Genomic DNA, 24,106 nt, shown 5'->3' on the forward strand with positions numbered 1-24,106 from the left:
ATATAACTGGATGGAGGCTTCCAAGAGCTCAATCGCTCTTCGCACATCATGGACGAAAACTGGATTTGTTCCACCAAGGGAGCGAAAATGACCAGCCGAAATCCAAATGCGATGGCGTTTGTGATCATGTTAAGCCTCGTCGTCCATTGCGGGCCGTTATCGGTTGAACTCTACCTTGAACAGCCCCCCATCTCCCGCTTCCAAGTGAACCTTGGCGTTGAACTTCTCGCCTGTCTTCACTGCCGGAATCGCGTCTCCTCCCGCAGCAGGCACCAGCGTAAAGCCATTCCTCAAGAACTCCGGGAACACGCTGACATTCAGAGTCCTGACCTTGAAGACGTCGGGGTTGACCAGATACACGTAAAGCCCGCCCTCGCCGAAGAACACCGAGTCCAGCCCGTCCGAGCAGGTGTTCCGGGCCCCCTCGGCTTCAAGCTCCTCGAGCACCGGCGCGATCTTGCGTATCTGTGCCGTGAGCCTGCCCACCTCATCCCAGAGCGCGCGGGGTTGATACTTCCCGTCCACCAGGCCGCCCATTTCGATTCCCTTCTTGGGGTCGAGCCATTCGGTCTGATACAAGAACCAAAAGATCCCTTTGCAGCCTGCGGCGAGCGCAGTATGCGTCATCCGCCGTAGCTCCGCAGGCGTCGGATACCGCAGGCTTCCGGTAATCGCGTGGCATTGAATAACCGCCCAAGCGTCCGCCGTGTAGAAGCCGGCGCCGGCTGCCGCTTTGAACGCCACGTCCTCGAAGCGCTTGAGAGCCTTCTCATCGCCGACGGGAGTGTTGACACCCAACGGGTAGCAATCAAAAGCGACCACATCGCTGTGGGTCTCGCTGAGGAACTTCGTAACGTGGTCGGCTTCGATAATGCAAGTGAACGGAGGCATCTTCGGGTTGAAGCGCTTTAGTTCACGGGCTACGGCGGCGTAGGTCGGCATCACCTCCTTCCATGGCTCATCGAGGAGTTGAACCCGCGCTAGAGCGGGGTGGTTTTGAATCGGCTTGAGGCGCTCTTCAAAGGCGGCTCGCAGGGCGTCAGTTTTTGGCGTGCCTCCCTTGCGAACTGCCTCACCGATCGGCCCCCCTTCATGTCCAAGCTCCAAGATGAGCTTGATGCCGGCCTTCTGCGCCGAATCCAGGAGTGAGCTGAAATGGTCAGGGGTCGTGTTCGGCGCCACGGCGATGTTGCACCCGTGGGCTGCTATGTCCTTGAAGTTCGCCAGATAGAGCGGCTCGGCCTGCTTAGGGTCGATCGGGATTAAATTGTGCCTGAACTCCCCGGCGCCGCCCTCGTACCAAACGCCCAGGGGAAAGTCATCGGACGCGGTCAACGAGGCCGCAAGCAGGAGCAATGAACTCAACAACATACCGCCCTTAGGTTTCTCTGCTGAGTGCGCCGGGTCCTTCAGGCCGGCACTTCGCAGCACCCCCGCGCGGTTGGCAACTCCACAACTCGATAGCCGCCCTTCGAGATCCAAGGGGATGTTAGGTGAAAGCGAATTGCAATGCTCTGGATTTTGGCGTCACCAAAGACCCCAAGGCCTGAAAGGCCGCCCTATCGCCTTTCCCAGCCTCCCTCAGTACTTGACGTTGCAGCCGTACGCCTGCGTCCTAGGAGTCGAAACCGCCTTGCCTGCCTTCACTTCGGCCCACGCCCTGCGAAGGTAGTTCTCCGACTTCAAAATCGCCTCACCGGACGCCGACGGATCGTTGTCGATCGCGCCGTTATAGAGCATCTCACCTTTGGGCGAGATCAGCACGATCTGCGGTGTCGCGGTGGCTTTGTAGGCCCTGCCCACTGTTCCGGCCGAGTCCAACAGGATGTTGCTCGGAGCCCCACCAAACCGCTTCATCGTGTCGAAAGCATTGTCGGCCGTCACGTGGCCCTGCTTTCCGGGCGCCGAGGAGCAAATGGAGAGCCAAACGACGCCCTGATCGATGAACTCTTTCTGGAGCTTGGGGATGTTGCCGCTTCGGTAATGCTTCCCCACTACCGGACAGCCGTAATTCCACCACTCCAGCACCACATACTTCCCCTTGAAGTCCCCCAAGGAGACCGGTTTGCTGGCGGCTGAATCGAGTTTGAAGTCGGGAGCAGCCGTAGGCCCAGCTTGCCCCGCGATGGCGAAAGCGCTCACCAGCGCGGCGCCTGCAAACAGTGCGATCAAGATTCGTTTCATCCTAGGTCACCCCAATGGTCTGGGATCTCAATCCCTACTTGCTTGCATCAACGATGTACGAAGTCTCTTTGTTCTGAGAATCCCACACAACAAGAACGCCGCCAACTTGGCCGCTTCTTTTGTTGCGGTCGACCGGCGTCATCCGAATCTCGACGATCGAGCCGCTCTTGCTGTTGCGGAATCCGATGTCTTGCTTGCTCTCAAGCTCAAATTGGTCCGAGACCCGTGGAAAGAAGTACGCGCTTGAAGGCGGATAAGGGACCGGGACCTCTCCGACTACTGTGGCCCGCCCGCTCACCCACCAACACTTGAACGCATTCACTTTAATGCTTGCCGGATACCGGGTCCAGTCGATCCTTACCTTTGGACCCTTGCCCTTGCCGCGGAGAGCCGCTTGCACCGGTAGGGTGGCCTTCGAGGAGCCCAGAACACACGCCTCCTTACAGGCCATCCAATCCACCTTCACCCCGAAGACTCCTTTGGCTGCAGAGCGCTGACCTGGGGGGAACGCCACCTTGGCGAGGAAGGCGACCCTTCCCTCGTACCCGAAGTTGACGATGCCTCCGTCCTCAAAGACCTTGGGTGTGGGCCACCAAGTCGATACGATCTCGTAGCCATTTGGCGTTGACCACTCCAGCTTGGTGGCGATCCCCGATGCGCCCGGGTTCTCCCAGTAAACGTGCCATCCGGGGTCAACGTCAAGCTGCGCCGCAAGCCAGAGTGACCTGGCGTTTGCGGGTCCCTCCACGGCCGAGAGCGATAGCTTGGCGTGTCCCTGAACCGGTGAACTCGCGCCGTTGGCCCGGAGACAAGCAAGCAGAATCAAACCGGCAGAGCAAAGCCCCATAACCCTAATGACGTCTGAGGCGCCGTTGCGGACACCGGTCACCTTTTGCCGGCTGGCACGTAGAGCCAGGACGCCCGGTCCACAAACTGCAGTGCCGCATCCTTCAGGTCCTCAAGGCGGACCATCTTGGCGCGGGCAGCCAGCTTGCTCCAGTCGAACGACTGGCCGGCCATCGCCCTCCAAAACAGACTCGAAAAGTCTCGGTCCGTGGGCTCCTCTCCAAGCGGCCCAGTTCCCGTCAAGTAAACGGGCTCGGGCCAGGATCCCTGGTCGTAAGTCGCAGAAAGGAGGGCGAGCGCCGTCTTGAGCGTGGCGTCACTCCAGCGGCCGATGTCTGCTCTCAGTGCATCGCGAATCGCCTTCTCGTCCTCGCGACGGATCTGGGAAGACGTTGCGCACAGCCTGGGCCGAAACCCAAACGCCGTGGGCGTGAGAAAAGCTTCCTGTCGATAGCTCCAGCCGTTGGCCTCCCGAAGGACCCTATAGACCGCGCCTGATTTCCCGATCCCAAGCGCCGAAATCATCAGGAGCCGAGTTGCGAGCGCGCCGTCCCAGTAGGGAAATTCGGGTCCGCGAAGCTCGAATGATGCCGCACCAAATCCCGTATCCATGGGCAAGAACCGGTTGACTGCCGGGCCGGGCAGACGTGTGCCAGGTAGCTCCGGTGCCCAGCTGGCCAGCTTCTGATCCCAGCGCCTGCGAGCTTCGGGGCCGTCCACCTGGCCCGAAAACACCACGCGCACCCTCTCCGGTCGAAATGCCGCTCGATAGAGTGCCTCGACCTGGCGCTGCTCCACCCCGCCCAGGTCCAGGACCTCGGGGTTCAGCGACGCCAGCCAGGGTGCCTGAAGTGCCTCTTGGATTGCGCGCGCTTTCGCCAAGTTGGCCTCACCGAAGCCGGGGCTCTGGACCATCGACCCCAGAAGCGCGATGGCCGTGGCGAGGTTTCCGGGGGGAAAGACAAGCCTAACCCGAATGTGGCTCGACAGGACCTCCACAAGGGGCGGCTCTCCGGTCTGACTCGCGAAGCTGCGCAGCTTCGCCTCGGAATATGCCCCGTTTTCGAGCAAGAGACACCGTCCGAGGAGGGTGGCGACGGCAGGGTCCGTCTGCCCGAGCCCCGCCAGCGGGATCAAAGCCTGCACCACGAGGTGCTCGGCATTGGGGTCCTGGCGAATCTCGATCGGCAGGCCAATCGGCATGGCTTGCGTCGAACCCCTGTCGACATCGATCAGCGGCAATCCCTTTGCCCGCGTCCTTGGCGAAGCTGCGCCCTGGATCGTGCAAGCAGTCTCGACCCCCAATGAGGCGACCCCTTTGTCGAAATCGGCTTGGGTCATATCCTCCAGGTTCTCGAGCATCGTTTCGAGCCGCGCGCCAGGGGCTTGAGTGAGGCAATAGGCGCGCCAGAAGAGACCCTGCTCCGAGTCTGCCAGCCTGGTCTTCAGCCACCGCCTCGCCAGGTTCTTCCCCTCGCCGAACGTGGGCCGCTCCGCGTCATTCCAGTGCACCGCCGTGCTTCGATTCTTGCCGACGAGCACGACGCCATTACGAATGGTGGGTGTGTAGGTCACATAGGCGCCCTCGTTCTTCGCCGCAAGCGCGAGCGCAGCCGCGAGGACCCAAACCGTTCGGGGCTCGGACATCGAGGGCACCCCAACCGCCAACCCGGAGCCGGTCAGTTCCGAGCTTTCAACCCGCGCACCTTTCATGGGCGAGGAACGAAGCTGCCAGGGAGTCGGCCCCATTTCAGGAATCTCCGAGAACGCCTTTGCCACTTGGTTGGAGGTCGTTTCAGGGTCGACCGGACCCGAGACGGCCACAACCATGTGGCGGGATCGCAGAAGGCTCCTCTGCAGAGTTGAAAGAGATTGGGGAGTTGCCGCCACAAGAGCTGAGGCCGTGCCGTTAGGGTCGCACCCGTTTGCCCCATACACGGCCTGCCAAGCTAATCTGCTCATCGTGCGGCTGTCGGGCTCCAGCAGCACCTCCTCGCCCACGATCCGCGCCTCACGCTTCACTTCCTGCAAGTCAAAGCTTCGTGGCTTCAGGAGGCTCTTTAGAGCCTGAATCTGTTTGGAAAAGGATTCTCTCGGACCCGTGATCGAGAATTCGGTCGCGTCGCGCAAGGTTTGGGCGGACAGGATCATGCCTTCGGCTTCCAACGCCGCATCGAGCTTTCCGTCGGCGCCTTTCGCCCAAAGATGCTCGAGCAAGTGCCGGTGCCCCTGGGTGGCCAAGGTCTCCTCAGCGCCACGGCTGGCAATCATCAGCCGTGAGGTGACCCGCCTGGCCTCCGGTAGTCGCTGGACCATCACAAAGATGCCGTTCGGCAGCTCGGACGTCAGTCGAGACGACGACTGGCCGAGCGCACAACCGAGAAGAAGAAGGCACGTAAGAGCGGGCATGGTCCTAACGCCTTGCGGCGAAGGTCAGACGATCAGCCAACCTTCAGGAGTTCGACCTCGAAGACGAGCGTCGTGTCCGGCGGGATAACATTGCCCGCGCCGCGAGAGCCATATCCCAGCTCGCTGGGAATCACCAGCTTGCGCTTTCCGCCGACCTTCATGCCCGCAACCCCCTGGTCCCAGCCCTTGATCACTCGGCCAGCTCCGAGCGGAAAGCTGAAAGGACCCCTGCCGACGCTGGAGTCAAACGTGCGTCCATCCTCAAACGTGCCGGTGTAATGAACGGTGACGGTCTTGCCGGTCTCGGCGAGGTCGCCATCGCCCACGGCGAGGTCTTCGATCACAAGGTCAGCCATGGCGCGGATTATGGCAGGTGGAGGCTTGGGCGGGCCTATTGCTTGACGAAGGTCGCCCCACGGATGAGGAAGGACTTCCCATCCTCCGAAAGCTCGGCAGTTTCGGGCTTCATCTGCTGTTCGGTGATGGCTGTGCCGTCCAGTTTCTCGAAATTCAGGGTCACCTTCTTTCCGTTCACCGAGTAACTCCCCTCCATTTGCCCCGACTTTCCCGCGCCGAAGCCGCTCAACTTGAACTTGCCGTCGTCGCCAAAGACGATGTTGGCGTCGAGGCTTTCTCCCTTCCCCATGGTCTTCGCGGCCGTCGCCAGCGCCTCGGGAACCTGAAGCTTCCAGGTGCCCGCCACCGGGTTGGAAGAGCAGCCGGCGAGAGCGAGGGCAAGGAGCAGCAAAACGAGAGGAGCGACTCGGGCCATGCGCAGAATTGTACTGGCTTCTAAAGCCAGTGAGAGTCTCCCTAGCGCGAACAAGGCTCCCTCATTGTGCGTGAAGCGCCTCCGCCTCTTCGCTCTTCGCCCTAACCACCTAAAACTGATCCGTCATAAACATTGCAGGCGGCGACTCGCGCCCGATTCCCATCAGGCAAGTTCCAGTCGGGCTCACATCGGCCGGCACCCCAAGGCGCTCCGTCATCGAGCCCAAGCCGCACCACGACTCCCCGGGCCTACAAGGCCATTCAGGCAGACCGGCGTCGCACACCGCCTCCCGGACCACATGGCCGTCCACACAGAAATAGCCGCCCGGCGCGCGCTGGCACACCCTCAGGTTCCAGCGCCAGTACTCCCAGCGCTTGTCGTCGCGCCGCAGACGGTTCGGATCCTGGAGCGACCAGGCGTCGTAGAGGCCTCGCACGTCATCATAGCCGAGCAGCGATTCCGAGCCGTCGCTGTGCGTCGCGGGCAAGGGCCCCCGCACGACCTCATCCAGGACTCCAAAACCGACCCTCTCGTAGAGTTCGATCTGGTTCGCAAAGAGAAAAAGGGCGCGCTCACCGGCAGCGCGTGAAGCCCGGACCACCTCACGAAGCAGCCGCTCCGCGTGCCCCTGCCTTCTAGCCTCCGGCCGAGTCGCCACTCCGGCGATGCCCACCGCTCCGCCCCAACCGAAGCTGAGCGGAACCGTCGTCAGGATCGTCTCCAGCTTCCCGGAATCAAAGAGCCCCCACTTGCGCCTCAAATCAAAGAGCGGCTCGGCGAAAAACACGCCGCGCGCTCGGTCGATATCGAGTTCGAAAACCCCGCAAAGAAGCGAAAGGAACTTTTCCGCTTCACTGGGCAAGATGGGCCTCGTCTCAATCACGGCGGTCCCGAGGGATTCATTGATGGAGGCTCGGCGACGGGCTCCACGGTGACGCGAACCGTGATCTTGGCCACACCGGATGTTTTGATTCCAGGTGGAAGCTGGAGTTCCACCGGCAGAACGGTGCTCGCCTGAATGGACGAAAGGTTGATCGCAGCGGTACTGACCAGGAACAGGCCCGACAGGAGCTTCCGCTCACCGCGCACGGCAACCTGATTTGGGGTGACCTCAACCTTTGAGAGGCGCAGACCCGCGGGGAGGGTCCCAATAAACTTGGGGCTCACCATGACGCTCTTGGTCGGCACGCTTGCGCTGAAGGCCGGAATGACCGAGACCACTCCCGGCGACGGCAAGACCGTTGACAGCACTTTTCCGTTCTTGTCGATGACCGACACGGGGAGCCGCTGTGTGTTGCCGATCTCCGCCTTTGAAAGGTCGAGGAGCACCCGCACCCTGCTCACGCGGGCCAGGTCCTCGGGCGTGCCTTCTAGGTCTACGGAGCTTGGCATAACCGCCGAGGCGTCATACCGCAGCCCATTGGGTGATTCGCCAAACTCGGCAACCTCGACTTGCTTGGCTACCACGACGGTCCGCGCAAGGGTGACGTCCACGGCTCTTAGCGAGGTTCGCTCCAGGCGCTCCAGGTTTCCTAGGAGCTCAAACCGAACCGGATAGGAGTGGGTCCCCTCTTCTGCCCCGCGCATGTCGATCCAGGCAAAGCTATTCTTGAGGTCTCGGTCCGTGATTCCGTCCAACTCCTCCTTGGTGCCCCGAAACGCCACGCGCAAAGACGACGGAAACTTCGTGGCGACGAATCCCTCAGGCGGCTCCGGTGCGTCGATGCGAAGGTCCTTCTCCATGGGCAATTTCTTGTGCTGGATGTTGACGGCATAGAGCCACGTCGCGACGCCCAGGATGAGCGAGACGATGGCGAGGGGGACGTCCACCTTACCCTGCCTTTTCTGCATGGCTTTCCCTCCTTGACCTCAACTTTAGGCCTGGCTTGCGCGCCGACTTCACGGTGCCGAGCAGGATCGAACGCAGCTGCTCCGCAGAAACCACGCGGATGCTTCCGCCTTCGGCGTAGCTGATGGTGCCCCGCTCCTCGCTCACGACCACCGCTGAGCAATCCACGACTTCCGAAATCCCAACTGCCGCTCGGTGCCGCATGTGCATCGACTTCGAAAGGCTCTGATTCTCGCTGAAAGGGAGCCTGCAGGCCGCCGCAACGACCCGGTCTCCGCGGATGATGGCCGCGCCGTCGTGCAGAGGGCTTCCATCAAAGAAGATGGACTCCAGCAGCGGCGCGGTCACCTTGGCGTCGAGGGTCAGGCCGTTGTCGATGGTGTCCGCCAGCGGCGCCCCTCGCTCGATGACGATCAGGGCGCCGGTGCGCTGCTCGGAAAGGGAGGTTGCGGCCTCGACGATCGAGTCCACAATGCTGGCGAAGCCGGCGTTCTCGTAGGCGGCCAACCGGGGTCCCCATAGCCCCACTTTGCCGAACACTTCAAGAGCCTTGCGAAGCTCCGGCAGCAGCAAAATGACGATCGCCACGGGCGCAAGCAGCAGGGCTCGATCCAGGACCACTTCGAGGGCATACAGCTTGAACACCTTGCTGAGAAGCAGAATGGACAGAACGAAGAACGCTCCCACTACCATCTGCCAGGCTCTCGGCCCCCGGACCAGCACCAAGATCCGGTAGTTCAGGAACGAAACCAATAGAATATCGACGATGCTCGCGAAGGTCTCGGAGTTCATCGCTCGAAGGTCAAGTAATGGGCGAAGGATTTCGTTCAAAGGGACCTGATTCGATTCTAACTCAAGGCAGCCTCTTGGCGTTGGGCGAAAGACCTTGCCACAATGCAGGAAGCCGTATGCTCGGGCGAAAACTATGGACGACTCAACACCCAGGCCGTTGGAGGAGATCCGACATGATATCGACGCAATCGACGACCGACTCGTTGCGCTGCTGAACGAGCGCGCCTCTTTAGCCCAGGAGGTCGGCCGCTGGAAGCAGAAGGGACAGAAGCCGTTCTTCACTCCCGAACGCGAGCGGCAGATCTTCCAGAGCCTGAAGGAGCGCAACCTCGGCCCGCTGCGCCACACGCAGCTCGAAAGCATCTTTCGCGAGATCGTCAGCGCCGCCCGAGCCGCAGAGAAGGTGCCTTCCGTTGCCTATTGGGGCCCAGCCGGCACGTTTACCCACATGGCGGGCCTGCAGACCTTTGGCAGCTCCAGCGAGCTCGTGCCCATCGAATCGATCGAGGACGTCTTCTACGCAGTTGATCAAGACAAGGCGGACTATGGCGTTCTTCCTATCGAGAACTCCATCGCCGGCGTCGTACCCCAGACCCTCGACATGTTCCCGCAGACTAACGTGAAAATCTGCGCAGAGACCTACGTCCCGATCCACCACCATCTGGTGTCGCTGGCCGAGAGGTTCGAGGATATCAAGGTCGTCTATGCGGGGCCCCAGCCGGCGGGACAGTGCAAACGATGGCTCAGATCCAACCTTCCCGCAGCGCAGGTGATCGAAGTCGTGCCGACCGCCGCCGCGGCCGCCAAAGCGCTGGAAGACCCCACAAGCGCGGCCATCGCGAACAAACTCGGCGCCGAAACCGTCGGAATTCCGGTGTTGGCTGAGCACATCGAGGACAATCCTTCAAATCGGACCCGCTTCATCGTGATCGGCTTCAACGAACCCACAAAGACCGGCGCCGACAAAACGAGCTTGATGTTCAGCCTAAGGAACCGTCCTGGCGAACTCTACACCGCCCTCGGCGCGTTCGTAAAGCATGGTGTCAACCTGATGATGATCGAGTCCCGCCCAGCCCAGCGCGCCGCGTTCGAATACATCTTCTATGCCGACTGCGTGGGCCACCGGACCGACGTGAACCTACAAGACGCCATCGCACTGCTCAAGGGCCACGCCCTGGAAACCGTCGTATTGGGCAGCTACCCTGCCGCGGAGGGCACCGTCTTTGGTTCGGTATCCTAAGAAGATGCAAGGTCGCCGCCGCCTCGGGGTTGAGCCATCTCAGAGGCGCTGCCCGGAAGCAGTCTTGCCAGGCCCAACGGGCCGAGCTGTTGCAGCGAAGGGTGGAGCCCTGGAACCTTGCGCCGGTTTGGATCCGAGCCAAGACGAGGCAACACGACGATCTTTGAAAAGCGCAAAAGTGAGGCCGCACAACCTTGGCTAAGCGGGAGCTGCGTTCCGACTGGCTTGGGTCCCTGATCGGGCTCTTGGTGTTCTTTGCCGGCATCGGGCTGCTTGCAGTGACCTTCGAGCTGGCCTATTCCCTGTTCTCAGTGCCTCCCGCTGTGGCGCTTGCCGACCACAAGGCCAAGGCCGTAGACCTCTACCGCGCCGGCGAATCGCTGGCAACGATCGCCACCAAGGTGCTGCTGCTCCTGGTTATGTGCATGGTCGGCTCAGTGGTGGCCAACCGGGGGATTCGCCTCTACGTCAGTTGCCGAGTTCCTGCGCCGCCCAAAGAAACTCCACCCGACAAGGCAGAGGATGCGCCCACAGTCCGCGTGGCGTAGCGCACTATTCTCGAGATAGTCGTGCAGCCACCTTCCCCCAAGAGGGGGAGGTCGGTGAGCTCTGGCGAACCGGGAGAGGGGGCAGAATTCGCGAAGACGATTGGCTGATGAAATGATGAGCGGACCCTCATCGAATTGGATGTGCCAGCCCATAATGACCCTGCAGAGCGGGTTTTGATCCCATTATCGCATCATCTCTTCATCCCTTCACTGCCAGAGCGAGACCGAAAGAAGCGCCTACACGCCTCGCTATCCCTTCCAGGGCGCGGACACCGCGTTCCCGATTCCCTTCTCGGCCATCAGCTTTTCGATGTCCGCGACCTTCCTCGGGCAGCCCGCCGACATATTTAGAGGTCCGGCCTCGGTGACCAGAATGTCGTCCTCGATGCGCACACCGATGTTCCACCACTTCTTGTCGCATGGGCTCCCGGCCTTGATGTAGATGCCGGGTTCCACGGTGAGCGCCGCGCCTGCTGCCAGGGTCTGCGGCGCCGGGTCGTGTACGTCCAGCCCAATCCCGTGTCCAAACCCGTGCATGTAGTAGCGTCCCAGCTCACTCGCATTCTTGATGACCCCTATCTTGATCAAGCCGTCTGCCAACACAGCGCTGATCGCTTGGCCGATCTGGCCCATCGTTGCGCCCACCTTGCACATCCCAATGCCCTTGTCTTGCGCCGCGAGCACGATCTCATAGATCGCCCTCTGTTCGGGCGAGAACTTGCCGTTCACCGGGTAGGTTCGCGTGACGTCGGCTGAGTAGTTGTAGTATTCGCCTGCCGAATCGGTGAGGAACAGTTCCCCGGCCTTCATCTGGCGGCGGTTCGCCTCGTAATGCAGGATCGTTGCGTTGGCCTCGGAACCGCAGATTGAGGGATACCCCGTGTAGTCGCAGCCCTGTGACTTGAAGATGAACTCCTGGACCGCGGCGATCTGGTACTCCCACATGCCCGGGCTCATGCTCCGCATGGCCTCCGTGTGGGCTTGCGCCGAGATGGCGCTGGCCTTCTTGAGCAGTTCGATCTCCCAAGCCGATTTGACCTGCCGGTAGCGTCGCAATGTGGAGGTTCCGTTTAGGCCTGCCGAAAAACCTGCACCCGACCGCCAGGTTTGGTAGGACTGGACCATTTGGCCCAGCGGATCGCGTGGGCTGGCGTCGGCAGGTACCTGCCCGTTCGTCAGTTTCTTCGAAGTGGCCGCGGCGGCCGCTTTCGCGAGAACCGTAGCGAAGTCCGTGTTAGGCGCGGCCGCTTCAATACCGAGGATAGCCGTTGAACCCGAGACCCCCATGCGGTAGCCCAGCCAGGTCTCAGACATCGCGTCTGCAAGGTTGACGAAGATCACTTCCCTGACCCGCCGCCCGTTGAAATCAAACCCATCCGGCACCAGGATGAGCGCGGCATCGGGCTCCTCGAACCCCGTCAAATAGAGGAAGTTGGAGTCTCCCCTAAACAGAAAGTCCACGTCGTTGTTGCGGTTTCGTGTGGGGTTCGTGAAGAACACCCCGATCGATCCCGGGCCCATTTCCGCCATCAGCCGGTCGCGTCGCGCCTTCGTTTCGGCAGGACGGTATCGGGAAGGCTCAAAGACCGGGTATTTGCCCCCCTGCGGCATTGCCGAGGAGAACAAGGCGAGAATGAGAAGAAAGGTCAGTCTGGCGCGCATGGTTTGGCTATTCTGCTCCAAAGTGTGAATGCAGAAACCGTAGGGCCATGCCGCGCGTCGAAACACCTTACACTTTCGGGCAAAGGCGCATTGAAGCATCGACGCGGGCGATGGCTGGTTCCTCCAACTTGGGAGGATACGATGCCATGGCCCGTTCTCGTTCCTGAAAGTGGCAACGACGAACAAGGAGAAAACCATGGGATACGGATGGGAAGGCAAGCTAACAAAGCTTGTGCCGCTGGACAAAGAGAAGCACTTCGACAACTGCGTGGCCTGGATGAACAACCCGGAGGTCACCGCATGGCTGCTCGTCGGCGACTTCCCTTTGACCAAATTGGCGGAGGCTGAGTGGTTCGACGCGCGCTCCAGGTTCAGCGATACCGAGATTATCTTCGCCATCGAGACCCTCGACGGGGAGCACATCGGCACTTCCGGCGTGCATGGCATCGACTATCGCAACGGGGTCGCGGTCACAGGTTCCCTCATCGGGCGCACGGACCTCTGGGGAAAGGGCTACGGCACCGATGCGGCGATCGTCCGGGCGCGTTGGGCCTTTGAAGTGGCCGGCCTTCGAAGGCTGTTCTCCGCGGTCATCGACGGCAACGAACGCTCTCTCGGTATGCAGAGAAAGGCCGGATACGAAGTTTGCGGGCGCCTGCCGCAGAAGCTCTGGAAGCGCGGCGCATTTCGGGATGAAATAATGACGACCCTGTCTCGCGAGAGATTCTGGGAGCTCCACGGGACAGGGTAGGGACATAGGGACTGGTGGGCCCATAGCCGTAGCACTGATGCTAATTGGGCTCTACCGCCAGCCGTGACTTTCGGCCTTGCATCCTGCCACCCGATTGGCCACGCTCTATGTCCCTCGGCCCCTCCTCGGGCTTCGCGTCCCTTCCGGTCCCAGACCCCGCTATGCTATAATCCCATTAACAACGTGGTGAGCCCAAAGAGGTCCCCGAACGGGCCTCTTTTTTTTCACCGACAGCTAGCAAACGGCGCGCTGTTGAAAGGTGAACACGTAGACAGGAGTGGAGAACAGCGATGGACATCATGGAGCAGCTGAAGCAAATCGCACAGGAGCGCGAAATCCCCTATCAGGAGCTGCTCCACGAAATCGAGGAGGCCCTTGCCGTCGCCTACAAGAAGTATGTGGGCGCGGTCGGCGAGGTGGCCGTGCACATCGATCCTGAAAAAGGGTGGAAGTGCGTCCTTGAGAAAGAGGTCGTGGGCATCGTAGCCGACCCCTCTATCCAGATGACCGTGACCGACGCCCGCAAGAAGAAGGAGGACGCCGAGGTCGGCGACTTCATCCCCGTCGAGGTCGACCCGAACCGGTTTGGCCGTATCGCCGCCTCCACCTTCAAGCAGGTACTGAGCCAGAAGCTCCGGGAAGCAGAGATCCGGCAGGTCAACGACGTCTTTCAGGAGAAGATCGGCGACCTGGTTGCCGGGACCGTGGTTCGCAAGGACGACCATGCGGTTTACGTGCAGGTCAACAAGATCGAGACCGAGCTTCCGCGCCGCGAGATGGTGCCCACCGAGCCGTACCGCATCAACGACCGCATCCGGGTGTATGTGCTTCGCGTGGATGATAGCCAGAGAAGGCTTCGAGTCATCGTCAGCCGCACTCACCCCAACCTTCTTCGCAAGCTGTTCGAACTGGAAGTGCCCGAGATCGCCACGGGCGTGGTGCAGATCAAGGCCGTCGCCCGTGAACCCGGCCAGCGCAGCAAAATCGCCGTGATCAGCACGGACGAGCGCGTGGACGCCCAGGGTTCCTGCATCGGGCCACGCGGCGCCAGGGTTCAGGCGATCGCCGAGGAACTTTACGATGAGAAGATCGACATCGTGCTCCACAGCGACGACGCAAAGACCTACATCACGAACGCGCTCAGCCCCGCGAAGGTAAACGCGCTCAAGCTCGATGAAGACGAGCGCAGCGCCTATGCCGTCGTGCCCGACAACCAGCTTTCGCTGGCCATCGGCAAGGGAGGCCAAAACGTGCGGCTAGCCGCCAGGCTCACGGAGTGGAAGATCGACATCCGAAGTGAGGCGCAGGCCGCCTCAGAATCCAAGGAGCGGCCGCAAGGAGCGACAAGCGCATAGCGCCCGCCCTATCCGATCCTGCATCGTCTGTAGGCGTCGCGCACCCCAAGCGGAACTACTCCGGGTGGGCACGAAGAAGGACGGCACGATCGGGATTTGGGAGCCAGGAACGGCAGGCAGAAGCGGTTACGTCTGCGCTGCCGAGGCGTGTATCGGCGGCATTTCAGAGCGTGGAAGGCTCCCCCGCGCGCTCAGACGAACCCTCGAACCAACCGAGATTGAAGCTATCAAACGGGAATTACGATGCCAACTGAGGTAAGACAGCAAGGAATGACACTCGCGATCGGAGAACTGGCAAAGGAATATGGCCTCAAAACGGGCCAAGCGGCCGGCGTTCTCGCCGACCTTGGCATTGCGCTCGATGGCGCCAACTTCGAGGCGGACAACGATGAGGTCGCCCTGATTCGGGAGAGCCTGAAGGACCTGGACAAGGCTTCGCCGATCGTGCTGCACCCCAACATCACGCCCCGCGACGTCGCCACCGCCCTGGACCTTCCGCAGCCCGAAATCCAGAAGACCCTCATGATGAAGATGAAGGTCATGGCCACCTTGACGACGACCCTCAAGCCTGAGGTCGCCGAGCAGCTCGTGCAGAACTTCGGCCTGACGGTCCGCTGGGCCGACGCTGCGAAACCCAAACCCAAGCCCGCTCCCGCGGCTGTGACCCAGGTTCGCAAGGCCACCGAGGGCGCGCAGCCGAGGCCGCCCGTGGTCACCATCATGGGCCACGTCGACCACGGCAAGACAAGCCTTCTCGACTACATCCGCAAGGCAAACGTCGCAGGCAAAGAGCACGGCGGGATCACCCAGCATATCGGCGCTTACCAGGTCCAGCTTCCCGAGGGCAAAATCACATTCCTCGACACGCCCGGCCACGCGGCCTTCACCGAAATGCGCGCCCGAGGAGCCCAGGTCACCGATATCGCGATCCTCGTCGTGGCGGCAGACGACGGCATCATGCCTCAGACCAAAGAGGCCATCAACCACATCCAAAACGCCAACGTGCCGATGATCGTGGCGATCAACAAGATTGACATGCCGGCGGCGAACGTGGACAAGGTCAAGCTGCAGCTCACCGAGCACAACGTGATCCTCGAGGACTTTGGCGGCCAGGTCATCGGCTGCCCGGTCTCCGCCATTACGGGCGAGGGCGTTCCGCAACTGCTTGAGATGATCGTCCTTCAGGCAGGCGTGATGAACCTCAAAGCCGACCCCAGAGGAGAGCTCTCAGGCACCGTCGTCGAGGCCAAGCTCGACAAGGGCCGCGGCCCCGTAGCCACCATTCTCGTTCAGAACGGGACGTTGAGAGTGGGAGACGCCGTGGTTGTCGGGTCCACCTTCGGCAAGATCAAGGCCATGCTGGATTATCAGCTCTCTGCGATCGCTGAGGCCGGTCCTTCGGTTCCAGTCGAGATCCTCGGCCTCTCTGACGTGCCGCAAGCGGGAGACAAGCTCGAATTCGCCGAGGAGGAAAGGCTCGCGCGGGAGATCGCGGAATCGCGGGCCGCCCAGAACCGGCTCGACTCGCTGGCAGGGCCAAACCGAGGCATGTCGCTCGCAGACCTCAAGAAGAAGCTCGAAGGCGAGGAAGAGCAAAAGGTCCTGAACCTTATCGTCAAGGCAGACGTCCAGGGCTCCGTCGAAGCGGTGCGCGGCCTGGTCGCCAAGCTCGAGCATCCAGAGATCGAAGTGCGCCTGATCCATTACGGCGTGGGAACCATCACTGAGAGCGACATCTTGCTGGCCCATGCAGCGAACGCCATCGTCGTCGGCTTCAACATCAAGCCCGAACCGGGCGCAAAGATCGAGGCCGAGCGGCGAAAGGTCGAGATTCGAACGTACCGCATCATCTACGAGCTCATCGAGGACATCGAAGCCGCGATCCTCGGGCGCCTGGAGCCCAAATTCGAGGAGCAGTATCAAGGCAGGGTGGAAGTCCGCGCCGTGTTCAACCTATCCCGCTTTGGAAAGGTCGCCGGCTGCCATGTGGTGGACGGCAAGGTCATGCGCAACAGCAAGTGCCGCGTCACGCGCGGGACTGAAGTCGTCTACGAGGGCAAGATCGCGAGCCTGAAGCACGTGAAAGAGGACGTTCGGGAAGCCACGGTCGGGTTCGACTGCGGCATCAAGTTCGACGGCTGGGAAGACTTCAAGGAAGGCGACGGCATCGAGGCCTTCGAAGTGGTTCAAGTGAACTGGTAGGGCGTTGCCTCCAAGGGCTGTCTTTTTCGAGTTGTTCCTCTGTTTGGACTCCAATTGCCGACTGTAACGGCCAAAAAGAATCTGCGTCGTGGACCCTCCTGGCGCATCGTGCGCTTGCTTCGGTCAGGCCCAACGGGCCGGCCGAACTTAGCGAAGGGCACCGCCCTGGTAGGCGGCGCCCAAATGATCCGAGCCCTGAAGGGGCGGCCTATGACTTCGCCGAATTCGCTTGCTATCGGCTATTCGCTTGCGCCCGGCAATTCGGGTTGCCTGCGCCAAGGACCATCTGGATCAGGCCCAACGGGCCGGCCGAACTTAGCGAAGGGCACCGCCCTGGTAGGCAGCGCCCAAATGATCCGAGCCCTGAAGGGGCGGCCTAGATGGGATAATTGGCCGTGCCCCAATCGCTCTCCAGGGTTCTGGTCCACATGGTCTTCAGTACGAAAGACCGAGCCCCAGTCCTTTCAACCGTGATTCGGTCCGAACTCCACTCCTATCTCGGTGGCGTCCTCAAAAATCACGGATGCATCCCCATCCAGGTTGGAGGTGTCGAGGACCACGTTCACCTGTTGTTCGGCCTCTCACGAACCATCAGTCTGGCAGCTGCCGCCGAACTCCTGAAAACAAGTTCTTCACGATGGATCAAGTCAAAAGGACTATCCGGTTTCGCTTGGCAAGCAGGCTATGCCGTGTTCTCGGTAGGGATGAGTGAGACGGACCGAGTTCAAGCATACGTTCTTAACCAAGAGGAGCACCATCTTAGGCGCTCCTTTCAGGATGAACTCCGGGCTCTGCTGCGCGAGTCAGGGGTGGAACCCGATGAGCGGTATCTGTGGGATTAGCCGATCTAGGTCGCCCCTTCAGGGCTCGTTCGTCCCGCACCATTCCCCAGGGCGCTGCCCTTAGCTCAGTTAGGTCGGCCCTTCGAGCCTAACCCGGGCGCTCGGTCGTGAGACCACCCTCGTTCGGCTCGTTGAAAGATGGGGCCCGGCCACCTGCTCAGGTTGTCCGGTTGACCAATTGAACTCCCAGAACACTATCGTGTGAAACACCGTAGGCCTCGGCGTGCAATGCTGTCAAGTACATACGTCCTCATTTTCCAGAAGTGGCTAGAGATTCCGAGGAATCCGAGGACAGGTAATCTCCGCCGTATGAGCACCCAGACCTCTTCGCCGGCCATCGAGAAGCTGAAAGCCCGGCTTTACGACGTCAACGCCCTGCGTGAAGCCTGCAACATCATGGAGTGGGATCAGCAGGTGAACATGCCGCGCGGCGGCGCGTTGGCCCGCGCGGAGCACCTCGGCATCCTCTCTCGCATGACGCACGAGACCTTCACCAGCGACGAGACCATCCGCTTGGCCGAGGCCGCAGCCAAGGACGCCGAACCCGGTTCTGACGACGCGGCGGTGGTCCGCGTCGTCAAGCGCGACCTCGATCTCGCCACAAAAATCCCGGCCTCGCTGGTCGAGGAAAAGTCCAAAGCCGCCGCCGAGGGCCACGAGAAATGGGTCGTAGCCCGCCAGAACAACGACTTCAAGGCGTTCCTTCCCTGCCTCGAGCACATGTTCTCCATCGCGCGACAAGAAGCAGAGTTCCTTGGCTACAAGGACCACATCTACGACGCCCTGCTCGACCAATACGAAGAGGGCGCCACCGCCGCTGACGTGCGCGCGATGTTCGGCGCAGTCAAAGACCGTCAGGTGGACCTCGTCCGGCGTATCCAAGCCTCGGGCAATCAGCCGGACGACTCACGGCTTTACGGCGATTGGCCAGAAGACAAGCAGAAGGCCTTCACCGAAAACCTCGTGCAGAAGATCGGCTTCAGCTTCGAGCGCGGCCGCCAGGACACCGCGCCGCACCCGTTCTGCACCAGCTTCTCGGTCGGCGACGTGCGCCTGACCACGCGCTGGAAGCCCTACGTGGGCTCGGCGATCTTTGGCTCGCTCCACGAGGCGGGCCACGGGATGTATGAACAGGGCCAGAACCCCGCATGGGACCGCTCCCCCCTTTGTGGCGGCGTGTCATTGGGGCTGCACGAGAGCCAATCCCGAACCTGGGAGAACATCGTGGGCCGGAGCAAGGCGTTCTGGAAGCGGTTTCTGCCCGACCTGCAGACCACCTTCCCTCAGCTTTCGGATATCGGCGTAGACGACTGGTACCGGATGATCAACAAGGTCAGCCCGAGCTTCATCCGCGTTGAGGCCGACGAGGTCACCTACAACCTGCACATCCTGGCGCGCTTTGAGATCGAGTGCGACGTGCTGACGGGCGCGCTGCCGATCAGGGACCTGCCCGAAGCCTGGAACGCCAAGTACAAGCAGTATCTGGGGGTGACCCCGGAGACCGACACCGTCGGCTGCCTGCAGGACGTCCATTGGTCGGGCGGCATGATCGGGTACTTCCCGACCTACTCGATGGGCAACCTGCTGAGCTATCAGATCTGGAACGTGCTCGAAAAGGACCTTGGCGACACTTCCGCTCTGATGGAGAAGGGCGAATTCGCTCCGATCCTGGGTTGGCTGCAGGAGAAGATCTATCGGCAGGGCAAATACTACTCGCCAAAGGAACTGGTCATGCGCGTGACCGGCAAACCGATGGGCGCCGAGGATTACGTAACGGGCCTAACCAAGAAGTATGAGGAGATTTACGGCCTGTAACGTAGGCGTGCGGAACTGAAGGGCCGCGCCCTTGCGCGGCCAATCAGCGAGGGGGCGAAGCGGGTATGGGCAAGGTCAAGGTCGGGCTGTTCGGCATCGGACTGAACACCTATTGGGACCAGTTCGCGGGCCTGCACAAGAGGCTCCAGGGCTACCAACAAGAGGTCCGAACCAAGCTGGAAGCCTGTGGGGCTCAGGTGGTGGACGCCGGCCTCGTGGATTCCCCCTCAAAGGCCTCGCCGGCAGCCGATCTCTTTCGACGGGAGGGCGTGGAGGCGTTGTTCCTCTTCGTCTCGACCTATGCCCTTTCCTCGACGGTTTTGCCGGTGGTTCAAAGGGCCAAGGTGCCGGTCATTGTGCTCAACCTCCAGCCTGTTGCGGCGATCGACTACGAAGCCTTCAACGCGCTGGGTGACCGGGGCCTCATGACCGGCGAGTGGCTGGCGCACTGCCAGGCTTGCTGCGTGCCTGAGATTGCTTCAGTGTTCAACCGGACTGGCATCCCGTATCACCTGGTCACCGGCTATCTCCATGAGGAGAGCGCCTGGAGGGAAATCGGCGAGTGGATTGCAGCGATTCGGGCCGCGAAGGCACTTCAGGACACCCGGGTTGGGGTCCTGGGGCACTACTATTGCGGCATGCTGGACGTCTACAGCGACCTGACGGCCCTCTCGGGGACCTTTGGCTGCCATTTCGAACTGCTGGAGATGTGCGAGCTGAAGGCGCTTCGCGATCTGGCCACGGAAGCGCATGTGCTCAGCAAGGTCGAGGAGTTACGCAGGACGTTCGAGGTCTCGCCGGACTGTTCCGCGATGGAGCTGGAGCGGGCAGCCAAGACTTCGTGCGCTTTGGACGCGCTCGTCGAACGCCATGAGCTCCGGGCGATGGCCTACTACTATGAGGGCCAGCCGGGGAACGAATACGAGGACATCGTTACGTCGTCGATCCCCGGATACACGCTCTTGACCGGACGGCGCGTGCCCTCTGCAGGAGAATGTGAGGTCAAGAACGCCTTGGCCATGAAGGTCCTGGACAGCTTGGGCTGCGGTGGCTCGTTCTCCGAGTTCTACTTGATGGACTTCGAGGACGACGTGGTGCTGCTCGGGCACGACGGCCCTGCGCACTTCGCCATCGCCGAGGGCAAGGTTCGGCTCGTTCCCCTGCCCGTCTACCACGGCAAACCGGGCACGGGGCTGTCGATCCAGATGAGCGTAAAGAACGGTCCCGTGACGTTGCTTTCGGTGGTCCAGGGACCGGGCGGCGAGACTTCCCTGCTTGTGGCTGAAGGGGAATCGGTTCCCGGCCCGGTCCTCCAGATCGGCAACACCAATAGCCGTTATCGCTTCTCGATCGGAGCAAAGGAGTTCGTCAACCGCTGGGCAATCGCCGGCCCGGCGCACCATTGCGCAATCGGGGTCGGCCACATGGCTGGAACCCTCGAAAAGCTCGCGAAGCTTCTTGGAATCGGGTTCAGTCGGGTCTGTTAGGCGTCCCGTCGCGCATCGCCCTTCGCTCATCGCTGCCATCTTCCCCCTCACCCGTTTCGCTGCGCTCAACGACCTCTCCCCAAAGGGGCGAGGTGGGAATAGCTCAGGCCTTGAAGGCGCCGCTGGTGACGCCCGCCATGAACGGCTTGGTGGCATACAGGAACAGCACGAGCAACGGCAGGCTCGCGAGCACATACGCCGCGAACATCGTCGCGTGGTTGGCGGCGACCGTGCTCTGGCCCATCAGGAACAAGCCAGAAGACACGACGTGGTACTTGGCGTCCGAGTTCGTGATGAACGGCCAGAGGAAGTTGTTCCAGGTGCCAAGCACGTTCACAATGGCGACAACCGAGAGGATCGGCTTGGAGAGGGGCAGCACCAGGTTCCAATAAAGCTTCCAGTGCCCCGCGCCGTCCATCCGCGCCGATTCGAACAGTTCACCGGGAAGGCCATCGAAAAACCCCTTGAACAGGAAGATCGCGAAGATCTGGCCCCCTGCCATATAAGGGAGGATGAGCACCCAATGGGAGTTGAGCAGGCCCAGCTTTTTGACCCAAAGGAAGCTGGGAACCAGAGTCAGCACGCCGGGGATCATCATGAAGCTGAGAATCGCAAGGAAAAGGATCGCCTTCCCCTTGAACTGGCACTTGGAGAAGGCGTAGGCCGAGACGGTGCTCACGGCAAGCACGCCGAAAACCGTCGCCAGGCACACCAGAATCGTATTGAGCGTGTAGGGCCGGAGCACCTCCCAGGCATAGGCGTAACCATCGAAGAGTTGGCCAAGTGCCCGCCGCGGCAACCCGAAGTAGGCGTGGTTCATCTCGGAGTTCGAGCGAAGGGAGTTGTTGAGCACGAACACGAACGGCAGAAGCGTCATCGTGAGGATCGCGATGAGACCCAGGTGAAGGCCGACTTCGGTTCTCCTTCGTCTCACCTTGCTTCCCTCCTCAGGTCCTCTGAACTGCGGAAATACCGCAGGTTGACCACCGTAAGGCCCAAGATCAGCAAAAAGAGAAAGACCCCGATCGCGCAGGCGTAGCCCATTCGCTGGAAGCTAAAGGCGTTCATATACATCCAGAGCCCGGGCACCATCGTTTTGAAGCCCGGGCCGCCCTTGGTCAGGATGAACATCCCTTCAAAGCCCTGGACCGCGCCGATGACCGTAAGGATCGTGAGCAGCTTGATCTGCGAAAGCACAAGCGGAACGTCGATGCGCAGGAACTTCCCGATCCCCTTTGCACCGTCGAGCTCCGCGGCCTCGTGGACGCTGTCCGGGATCCCCGCCAGGCCCGCGTAATAGATGAGGATGTTGATTCCACCGGCAAAGGGAAACCCGATAAACGCTGCGGCCCAGAGGGCGATATTCGGTTCGCTCAGCCATCCACGGGTGAGCGATTCCGCGCCGAAAAGGCGAAGAAACTCGTTGATCAGGCCCGTATCGCCATAGATCATGTCCTTCCAGATCATGATTCCCGCCACTCCGGGCACCACCACCGGCAGAAGAAAAAGAACGCGGTAGAGGTGCCTCGCCCGCTCGGAGCGCAGGGAGAAGATGAGCTTGGCGACGATCAGCGGCGCCGTGGAGACCGTCACCAGCCCGAAGAGCATGAGAAACAGCAGGTTGGCGAAGCTCTGCCAGAGGGTGGGGTCGTGAAGGTACTCGATGTAGTTGGCGATACCGATGAACTTGGCCTCGCCGCCGACCTCGTAGTCGTAGAACGAGGTCGAGAACGCCCAAAGGAATGGCACGAGGCTGAACACCGCCAGCAGGCCAAAGGTCGGCAGCAGCATGGCGTAGGGCGCGACGCTTGCCTTCCCGGTCCTCATGGCGAGGAGTGTACATCGCCGCGCACCGTCGGCACGGCGTCAACCTGAAACTTGTCGTCCTCTTGCCCAGGGGGCAGAAGCGAATGGGCTTTGAGATTCCGGCGGGCCACCCAGGGTGAGTCGCTCAGAGTGCAGTTCATTGGGTGACTCCACGCTTCAGCGTGGTGTGCCCGCATGTTGCCGCTCCAGGGGAAGTCGAGACAGTCCCAACAGCCTCTGCCAGTACCGTTCTTCCGCCTGGAAATGCGGCGTTTCCATCTGCCAAACCCCCATTCCCATCTGGATGAACCGCTCCGGCAGATCCAGGAGCCGCGTTTCCGCGTGGCGAATCGTCATTTCCGGAGGGAACTGGGCCATTTCCAGGCTGGAAAGGCGATTTCCCGAAGGAGAAACAAGCAGATGCCCACTTGGCTACCCGATCGCGAAGCTGAACGACTGACCTGGCTGCCACAATTCGCCCTCAAGATCAACGTGTATGTCGGCACGGCGGGCATCGTCGCCGGCGACGTGGCCAAGGTGAACGGCGCCTAAGGGGGTGCCCAGAAAGCCCCGTAGGGGCGGCTTCCCCGACCGCAAAGAAGAGCTGCATAAGTACATCTCAGGGATCGTGAGAAACCAGGGTCAGAAGCTCATCGCGATCCACTGCATGCCCGACCATGCCCACATTCTCATCGGTCTCAAGCCCAGCAAGTGCCTATCCGACCTTGTTCGGGAGATCAAGACGGGATCGTCCAACCACATCAACGAGAATCGGTGGGTCCGGGAGCACTTTTCTTGGCAGGAGGGGTTTGGAGCGTTTTCCTATGCCCATGCAGACCTGGGAAACGTCGTGCGGTATATCGAGAATCAGGAGGAGCATCACAAGAAACGGAGCTTCCGTGATGAGTTTCTGGCGTGCCTGAAGGAGTTTGAGATGACGTATGAAGAGCGGTATCTCTTTGAGGAGCCGATTTGAACATGCCGCCCCTACGGGGCAGCGGGAGTAGAATGGCGGCTATGGAGGTTTCGTCCGATCAGGTGATCATCTCGAGCCATAGGGCCGCAGAAGTCACTTGGACCCTGCTTGCGACGGACCGCTTCTCGCCCTATCCAGATGCTCGTGCGCCGCTGGTCGCGGGCCAGCCGGAAGTTCGGCGGTACCGGATTAGGTATCTGGATGGCGACGACCCGGTGGGCAATTACTCGGCCGTGGCGAGCGTGACGACGGTGCCGTAGGGGGGCTAGAAGAGATCTGCTTTGCCAGTCCAACTACGAACGACAGCCATCGGGTCTGACCACCAAGCATCTTGGTCCAAGTCGGATACCGCTATTGGTCCGCCGCCTGTTGACTTGCCCTCCTCGTTGAGAACGACGCCGCAGACGATCCTGTCGCCAAAGAAGTCTTGCAGGAAATCCACAATCGCGCTAGCCTGTCCCTCATCAGTGCCGTGCAAGAATGCGGGAAAGTCGCACATGTAGCCGTTGTACCAATAGAGGCTCGGCTCACCATTGCACTTAAGCACAAGATCTTATTCGACGCGCGGAT

General features: G+C 61.1%; 26 protein-coding genes. 11 read left to right on the forward strand and 15 right to left on the reverse strand.

The features are described 5' to 3' along the window. Positions 1-156 precede the first annotated feature (156 nt). The 9 genes from HZC36_02920 to HZC36_02960 form a co-directional block, all read right to left on the reverse strand. A complete protein-coding gene (locus tag HZC36_02920) occupies positions 157-1,365 on the reverse strand; it encodes a hypothetical protein (GenBank protein ID MBI5705924.1) in 1,209 nt (402 codons plus the stop codon). 216 nt (positions 1,366-1,581) lie between these two features. Further along, entirely contained in the window at positions 1,582-2,184 is a 603-nt protein-coding gene (locus HZC36_02925; protein ID MBI5705925.1) for a redoxin domain-containing protein, read from the reverse strand. Between the two features lie 34 nt (positions 2,185-2,218). Then, positions 2,219-3,073 (reverse strand): hypothetical protein, encoded by an 855-nt coding sequence (locus HZC36_02930; protein MBI5705926.1) that lies wholly within the window; start codon positions 3,071-3,073, stop codon positions 2,219-2,221. Continuing rightward, the gene (locus tag HZC36_02935; protein MBI5705927.1) at positions 3,070-5,439 is read right to left on the reverse strand and encodes an insulinase family protein; all 2,370 of its coding nucleotides are present in this window, start codon (positions 5,437-5,439) and stop codon (positions 3,070-3,072) included. Before HZC36_02935 ends, HZC36_02930 begins: the two co-directional genes overlap by 4 nt. A 32-nt stretch (positions 5,440-5,471) precedes the next feature. Further along, positions 5,472-5,795 (reverse strand): FKBP-type peptidyl-prolyl cis-trans isomerase, encoded by a 324-nt coding sequence (locus HZC36_02940; protein MBI5705928.1) that lies wholly within the window; start codon positions 5,793-5,795, stop codon positions 5,472-5,474. A gap of 35 nt (positions 5,796-5,830) precedes the next feature. Beyond that, positions 5,831-6,211, reverse strand: coding sequence for a hypothetical protein (locus HZC36_02945; protein MBI5705929.1), 381 nt, complete (start codon positions 6,209-6,211; stop codon positions 5,831-5,833). Positions 6,212-6,320: 109 nt separating this feature from the next. Further along, a complete protein-coding gene (locus HZC36_02950; GenBank protein MBI5705930.1) occupies positions 6,321-7,073 on the reverse strand; it encodes a GNAT family N-acetyltransferase in 753 nt (250 codons plus the stop codon). Between the two features lie 17 nt (positions 7,074-7,090). After that, the gene (locus HZC36_02955) at positions 7,091-8,062 is read right to left on the reverse strand and encodes a hypothetical protein (GenBank protein ID MBI5705931.1); all 972 of its coding nucleotides are present in this window, start codon (positions 8,060-8,062) and stop codon (positions 7,091-7,093) included. Then, positions 8,043-8,891, reverse strand: a complete 849-nt coding sequence (locus HZC36_02960) for a TIGR00159 family protein (GenBank protein ID MBI5705932.1) — start codon at positions 8,889-8,891, stop codon at positions 8,043-8,045. The genes HZC36_02955 and HZC36_02960 overlap by 20 nt, the downstream gene beginning before the upstream one ends. Positions 8,892-8,985: 94 nt before the next feature. Here HZC36_02960 and pheA point away from each other — a divergent pair, with 94 nt between their 5' ends. Then, positions 8,986-10,092, forward strand: a complete 1,107-nt coding sequence (gene pheA, locus HZC36_02965) for a prephenate dehydratase (protein MBI5705933.1) — start codon at positions 8,986-8,988, stop codon at positions 10,090-10,092. Positions 10,093-10,286: 194 nt separating this feature from the next. Next, entirely contained in the window at positions 10,287-10,640 is a 354-nt protein-coding gene (locus tag HZC36_02970; GenBank protein ID MBI5705934.1) for a hypothetical protein, read from the forward strand. 249 nt (positions 10,641-10,889) lie between these two features. On the opposite strand, the gene HZC36_02975 is transcribed toward HZC36_02970, so the two are convergent. Then, a complete protein-coding gene (locus HZC36_02975; GenBank protein MBI5705935.1) occupies positions 10,890-12,302 on the reverse strand; it encodes an aminopeptidase P N-terminal domain-containing protein in 1,413 nt (470 codons plus the stop codon). A gap of 196 nt (positions 12,303-12,498) precedes the next feature. Here HZC36_02975 and HZC36_02980 point away from each other — a divergent pair, with 196 nt between their 5' ends. The 7 genes from HZC36_02980 to HZC36_03010 all read left to right on the forward strand — a co-directional run bounded on the left by HZC36_02980 (position 12,499) and on the right by HZC36_03010 (position 20,754). Continuing rightward, complete coding sequence (locus tag HZC36_02980; GenBank protein ID MBI5705936.1) at positions 12,499-13,053, forward strand: GNAT family N-acetyltransferase; 555 nt, start codon at positions 12,499-12,501, stop codon at positions 13,051-13,053. Positions 13,054-13,343: 290 nt separating this feature from the next. Then, a complete protein-coding gene (gene nusA, locus HZC36_02985; protein MBI5705937.1) occupies positions 13,344-14,408 on the forward strand; it encodes a transcription termination/antitermination protein NusA in 1,065 nt (354 codons plus the stop codon). Further along, complete coding sequence (locus tag HZC36_02990; GenBank protein MBI5705938.1) at positions 14,350-14,667, forward strand: DUF448 domain-containing protein; 318 nt, start codon at positions 14,350-14,352, stop codon at positions 14,665-14,667. Before nusA ends, HZC36_02990 begins: the two co-directional genes overlap by 59 nt. A gap of 11 nt (positions 14,668-14,678) precedes the next feature. Then, positions 14,679-16,610 carry a translation initiation factor IF-2 gene (gene infB / locus HZC36_02995; GenBank protein ID MBI5705939.1) on the forward strand — a complete coding sequence of 644 codons (1,932 nt, stop codon included), beginning with the start codon at positions 14,679-14,681 and terminating at the stop codon, positions 16,608-16,610. A gap of 395 nt (positions 16,611-17,005) precedes the next feature. Continuing rightward, complete coding sequence (gene tnpA, locus HZC36_03000; GenBank protein ID MBI5705940.1) at positions 17,006-17,452, forward strand: IS200/IS605 family transposase; 447 nt, start codon at positions 17,006-17,008, stop codon at positions 17,450-17,452. Positions 17,453-17,761: 309 nt separating this feature from the next. Then, complete coding sequence (locus HZC36_03005; protein ID MBI5705941.1) at positions 17,762-19,267, forward strand: carboxypeptidase M32; 1,506 nt, start codon at positions 17,762-17,764, stop codon at positions 19,265-19,267. A 65-nt stretch (positions 19,268-19,332) separates the two neighbouring features. Continuing rightward, a complete protein-coding gene (locus HZC36_03010) occupies positions 19,333-20,754 on the forward strand; it encodes an L-fucose/L-arabinose isomerase family protein (protein MBI5705942.1) in 1,422 nt (473 codons plus the stop codon). A gap of 103 nt (positions 20,755-20,857) precedes the next feature. On the opposite strand, the gene HZC36_03015 is transcribed toward HZC36_03010, so the two are convergent. Genes HZC36_03015 through HZC36_03030 form a run of 4 tightly spaced genes read right to left on the reverse strand, consistent with a single transcriptional unit; the run spans position 20,858 to position 22,917 of the window. Further along, a complete protein-coding gene (locus HZC36_03015) occupies positions 20,858-21,688 on the reverse strand; it encodes a carbohydrate ABC transporter permease (GenBank protein MBI5705943.1) in 831 nt (276 codons plus the stop codon). After that, complete coding sequence (locus HZC36_03020) at positions 21,685-22,581, reverse strand: sugar ABC transporter permease (GenBank protein ID MBI5705944.1); 897 nt, start codon at positions 22,579-22,581, stop codon at positions 21,685-21,687. The genes HZC36_03015 and HZC36_03020 overlap by 4 nt, the downstream gene beginning before the upstream one ends. After that, the gene (locus tag HZC36_03025) at positions 22,578-22,721 is read right to left on the reverse strand and encodes a hypothetical protein (GenBank protein ID MBI5705945.1); all 144 of its coding nucleotides are present in this window, start codon (positions 22,719-22,721) and stop codon (positions 22,578-22,580) included. Before HZC36_03025 ends, HZC36_03020 begins: the two co-directional genes overlap by 4 nt. A gap of 16 nt (positions 22,722-22,737) precedes the next feature. Continuing rightward, on the reverse strand, positions 22,738-22,917 hold the full coding sequence (locus tag HZC36_03030) for a hypothetical protein (GenBank protein ID MBI5705946.1): 180 nt from the start codon (positions 22,915-22,917) through the stop codon (positions 22,738-22,740). Positions 22,918-23,116: 199 nt separating this feature from the next. Between HZC36_03030 and HZC36_03035 the strand changes: the two genes are divergently transcribed. Beyond that, positions 23,117-23,536 (forward strand): transposase, encoded by a 420-nt coding sequence (locus HZC36_03035; GenBank protein ID MBI5705947.1) that lies wholly within the window; start codon positions 23,117-23,119, stop codon positions 23,534-23,536. A 41-nt stretch (positions 23,537-23,577) separates the two neighbouring features. Next, complete coding sequence (locus HZC36_03040) at positions 23,578-23,796, forward strand: hypothetical protein (GenBank protein ID MBI5705948.1); 219 nt, start codon at positions 23,578-23,580, stop codon at positions 23,794-23,796. A gap of 5 nt (positions 23,797-23,801) precedes the next feature. Here the strand turns inward: HZC36_03040 and HZC36_03045 are convergent, their stop codons facing one another. Beyond that, a complete protein-coding gene (locus HZC36_03045) occupies positions 23,802-24,083 on the reverse strand; it encodes a hypothetical protein (GenBank protein MBI5705949.1) in 282 nt (93 codons plus the stop codon). Positions 24,084-24,106 lie beyond the last annotated feature (23 nt).

Source organism: Armatimonadota bacterium (assembly GCA_016223145.1).
Taxonomy (GTDB): domain Bacteria; phylum Armatimonadota; class Fimbriimonadia; order Fimbriimonadales; family Fimbriimonadaceae; genus Nitrosymbiomonas.